Below are 4464 nucleotides of genomic sequence, written 5' to 3' on the forward strand. Positions count from 1 at the left end.
TGCTACACCAATATCTGATTTTGTTACTAGAGAAACCTATAACCAAGTGCTTACTTTGCACGGCACTATTATGATATTTCTCTGGATCGTGCCAGTTGTTAATGGTGGTTTTGGTAATTATCTAATTCCTTTTTATGTGGGCGCCCGAGATATGGCTTTCCCACGCCTTAATGCAGTTGCATTTTGGATGATCCCCCCTGCGGGCTTATTACTTATTAGCAGTTATTTTATTGGCGGAGCGGCACAATCTGGTTGGACAGCCTACCCACCACTAAGCCTCACAACCCCAGCAATGGGACAAATTATATGGATCGTGAGCGTTTTACTACTTGGGGGCAGTTCAATATTTGGTGGCATTAATTTCATTGCCACGATATTAAAATTCCGTCAGCCAGGTTTAAAATTACTGCAAATGCCTATGTATTGCTGGGCAATGCTCGGTACCAGTATTTTAGTTGTGCTATCAACCCCTGTACTTGCTGGCACTTTAATACTTTTAAGCATGGATATTGTTGCCCATACTGGATTTTTCAATCCATCTCAAGGTGGCAATGTGGTTGTATATCAGCACTTGTTTTGGTTTTATTCTCATCCAGCTGTTTATATAATGGTTTTACCAGCATTTGGTTTGGTGAGTGAGATTCTACCAATTCACGCTCGAAAACCATTATTTGGTTACGTAACAATGGTGTATTCAATACTTGCAATTGTAGTGCTTGGTTTAGTTGTTTGGGCTCATCATATGTTCACAAGTGGCACCCCGCCCTGGATGAGATTGTTTTTCACAATCGCCACCGCTTTTATCGCCGTGCCAACCGGGATAAAATTCTTCAACTGGATCGCCACCATTTGGCAAGGTCGAATTGCTCTCAATAGCGCGATGTTGTTTTCATGCGCTTTTATTCTTCAATTTGTATTCGGTGGTATCACTGGAGTAGCTCTTGCCCAGGTGCCATTTGATGTGCATGTGCATGATACTTATTTTGTTGTTGCGCATTTTCACTACATTGTTTACGGAGGAACAGTTTTTGTAATATTTGCATCAATTTATCATTGGTATCCGAAATTTACTGGTCGCATGCATAACGAACATCTGGGTAGATTGCACTTAGTTCTAACTGTTATCGGCTTCAACCTTTGTTTTGGCCCTCAGCATTGGCTTGGTTTAAATGGTATGCCGAGGCGCGTTGCTGAATATGATCCACAATTTACTTTTATGAATCAACTCAGCAGCGTTGGAGCTTTATTAATGGCGATTAGCACTATTCCTTTCCTAATTAATGTAATAGGCAGTATTTGGTGGGGCGCTGAAGCTGGGGATAATCCTTGGCGCGCCCTAACGCCCGAATGGCTTACAAGTTCTCCTCCGCCCGTTGAGAACTGGAAAGGAGCTGCCCCAGTGGTGCATGAACCCTATGGTTATGGCACCGAACCGGGGCTTATTGATCTAAATGTGGCCACAGGTAGTGATCTTTGGAGGAATTCCTAATGACAAGCACCCGCCCAGCTGTAGCTGTCAGCAGCACCGAAATTGAGCACGCAGCCAACGATCACAACTCAGGCCACGCGGAACACCCAGACCTACGCATGTTTGGTTTGGCTACTTTTTTAGTAGCCGACGGCATGACCTTCGCAGGTTTTTTTGCTGCTTACCTCACCTTCCGCGCTGTTAATCCATTACCTGAAGGTGCAATTTATGAGCTTGAACTGCTCTTGCCCACCATTAACACCGCCGTTTTAATCGCCAGCAGCTTCACCTTTCATCGGGCCACTAAGGAATTAATGAAAGGTGCGATGGGTGCCTGCCGCGGCTGGCTACTCACCACAGCCCTAATGGGCATCGCCTTTCTTGCTGGCCAAATGTATGAGTATTTCCATCTACCTTTCGGCCTTACAGACAACCTATTTGCCAGCACTTTCTATGCTCTCACTGGATTTCATGGCCTGCACGTAACGCTTGGGGCTTTGATGATTTTGATCGTGTGGGCTCAAGCTTCTCAACCTGGCTATTTCACCCCAGAAAAGCATTTTGGTATCGAAGCAGTGGAGCTTTACTGGCACTTCGTTGATGTGATTTGGGTAATTCTGTTCGGAATCCTTTATCTGCTTTGATAAATGCTTGCTTCAAAGGCATCATGCAGGTAAGAATCAAATGAGCTAGAGCTTTTATATGATTTCCACTGAACATCTAAGCGGCGAAGCCCTAATCAATAAGGCCCGAGATTTAAGCAGTAATAGCATTGATCAAATTGCTAAGGCCTGCGGATTTGTGGGGCCAGGCGGCAGGGTATTAAAAAAGGCTTTTCTTAAGGCGTTAGTACAGGCCAAAGGCTTTGCTACTCCAGAGGTTGATAGCGATGGGTTTCGAGGCAGACATGCCGAATATCGCACCCGGGTGCATGGAAACGGCAATTTATTAGTGGGCCATGCCTACACCAAAAAGCTTGGCCTTGAACCAGGCCAAGAATGCAGCATTGAACTGCATGAAGAAACTGGCACCATTTGGTTGCGCCCCATTAATAGTGAGGGAACTGAAGATAGTTTAGAAAATAGCGCCGAAAGTTAATTAGAAATCACACGTTCTTTTCCTTATGCAGGCTACTGCCAAAGGCAATTAAATCAATCCCTGAGAAGAGAAAACTAATTCCCACCAATATTCCAAGTACCGATAACAAACCCCCAAATTTCATAGAAACAATTAAAGCGCCAAGTATCAAAGTAACAACTCCATTTGCTAATCCCCAACGCCAGCCGTTGATTTCTTGATGGCTGAGAGCTGCAGCGATCGCCACAACACCTTCAACAACAAACACAATCCCAATTGCAACACTAAGGGCTAATACCTGCGCTACAGCATCAACGGGTCCACTGGAAAACTGTTGCAGGATTGAAATACCTGCAATTAAAAACAAAGTGGAAACCACCAAGCGCCAAAATACCAACCAAGCTTTTAATTCGTTGCGGCGGCTTATGTTATTTATCCAACCAACAATACCGCCAACTAAGAAGGCGATACCCACCACAGCAGTAACACCAAAAGAAGCCACCACTGGAAATATCAGAGCTAAAAAGCCCAAAACAAGCAACAGGATGCCTTCAGCAATTGTGAAAGTTTTCAACATGGTTTGAGGCGATACCCACAAGTTTTACTTAGCTAAGCAGTCCAGCCATTTTCCAGCAACCAGTGCTTATCAATGTTCACATCAGCGCGAGGTGATCGGAGTAGTTTTTCAACATATTTAGCCAAAAGATCTGCTTCAAGATTCACTAAATCACCAACTTTTAAAAATTTAAGCGTGGTTTGCTCCCAGCTAACGGGTATCACCGCCATCCAGAAAGCATTGGCAACAGTGCCCGCCACGGTGAGGCTGATGCCATTCACAGCAATGCTGCCCTTTTCGCAGATATAGCGATCAAAGGCAGAATCCTGCCAAGCCAATTCCAAACGCCAGGAATTACCTTCCTGCTCAATTGCTCGCACCACTCCAAGACCATCCACATGGCCACTCACTAAATGGCCGCCAAGCCGATCACTTAGGGCTAAAGCTGGCTCCAGATTCACCCAAGCAGCACTTTTTGAACGTTGAGCCAAAGTAGATCTGGCAAGGGTTTCAGCGCTCACATCAGCTTCAAAACCATCGCTGAGCAGTTCACGAACCGTTAAGCAAACGCCGTCTACCGCAACGCTGTCGCCCCGTTTCAAAGGGGTTAAGCCATGGCCCTGCCACTGCACCCGTAAGGCGCCAGACAAGGGATAAAGCTGGCCGATGGCCTGCACTAATCCCGTAAACATCTTGTTTGGGGTGTGGGTGATTTGTGATCTAGCCATAATCATGGTGCCCACATCACCGTTGCCATGGTGGAAATGACGGTGGCTGGGATTGCCCTTGATGCCGCCAGTAGAAGCCCAATCGTGCTGCTGCGAGATCCTTCCGGCCGGCGCCAAGTGCCGATTTGGATCGATCAATCACAAGCTCAAAACATTGTTGCGGGGCTGCAAGAGCAGAGCCCCCACAGGCCCCTCAGCCACGACTTAATGGCAAATCTGATGGCTGTAGCAGGTTTAGAACTGGAACGGGTTGTTATCCACAGCATTGAGGCAAACACCTTTAGAGCCCTGCTTAAGGTGGTTGATCACAGTGGTGAAAACCACGAAATTGATTGCCGCCCCAGTGATGCGATTGCTCTTGCTTTGCGCACTGGCAGCAGTCTTTGGATGCTGGAAGAAGTGGTGAGTGATGCATCGATTCCAGTGGATGCAGAAGCTGATGCAGAAGAAATCGCCGATTTTCGTCGTTTTGTTGACGGCCTCAGCCCTGCTGAACTGATCCGCCAACAAGGCAGAGCCCAACCTGATCGAGATCCAGATAGCGATGGAGCTCCCCAGCCAAAATCCAGCTAACACCGCTAGCCGCCGAGCCTTTGGCAAGGGGCCAGCGGTATCCCTTTTCACCCTTGGCACCA

General features: G+C 46.8%; 6 protein-coding genes. 4 read left to right on the top strand and 2 right to left on the bottom strand.

The window, feature by feature from the left end:
- From KB557_RS09140 to KB557_RS09150, 3 genes are all read left to right on the top strand, one after another.
- Positions 1-1489 (top strand): cbb3-type cytochrome c oxidase subunit I (locus KB557_RS09140; protein ID WP_255133467.1); only part of this gene is annotated, 1489 nt, incomplete at its 5' end.
- On the top strand, positions 1489-2112 hold the full coding sequence (locus KB557_RS09145; RefSeq protein ID WP_255133469.1) for a heme-copper oxidase subunit III: 624 nt from the start codon (positions 1489-1491) through the stop codon (positions 2110-2112). The genes KB557_RS09140 and KB557_RS09145, both read left to right, overlap by 1 nt.
- Positions 2113-2170: 58 nt before the next feature.
- A complete protein-coding gene (locus KB557_RS09150; protein ID WP_255133471.1) occupies positions 2171-2566 on the top strand; it encodes an AbrB family transcriptional regulator in 396 nt (131 codons plus the stop codon).
- A gap of 7 nt (positions 2567-2573) precedes the next feature.
- Here the strand turns inward: KB557_RS09150 and KB557_RS09155 are convergent, their stop codons facing one another.
- Complete coding sequence (locus KB557_RS09155; protein ID WP_255133473.1) at positions 2574-3122, bottom strand: HdeD family acid-resistance protein; 549 nt, start codon at positions 3120-3122, stop codon at positions 2574-2576.
- A gap of 32 nt (positions 3123-3154) precedes the next feature.
- A complete protein-coding gene (locus tag KB557_RS09160) occupies positions 3155-3793 on the bottom strand; it encodes a riboflavin synthase (protein WP_255133477.1) in 639 nt (212 codons plus the stop codon).
- A gap of 63 nt (positions 3794-3856) precedes the next feature.
- Here KB557_RS09160 and KB557_RS09165 point away from each other — a divergent pair, with 63 nt between their 5' ends.
- Complete coding sequence (locus tag KB557_RS09165; protein WP_255133475.1) at positions 3857-4402, top strand: bifunctional nuclease family protein; 546 nt, start codon at positions 3857-3859, stop codon at positions 4400-4402.
- The last annotated feature ends 62 nt before the right edge of the window (positions 4403-4464 follow it).

Origin of the sequence: Synechococcus sp. Cruz CV12-2-Slac-r (assembly GCF_024346075.1) — a bacterium.
GTDB lineage: Bacteria > Cyanobacteriota > Cyanobacteriia > PCC-6307 > Cyanobiaceae > Synechococcus_D.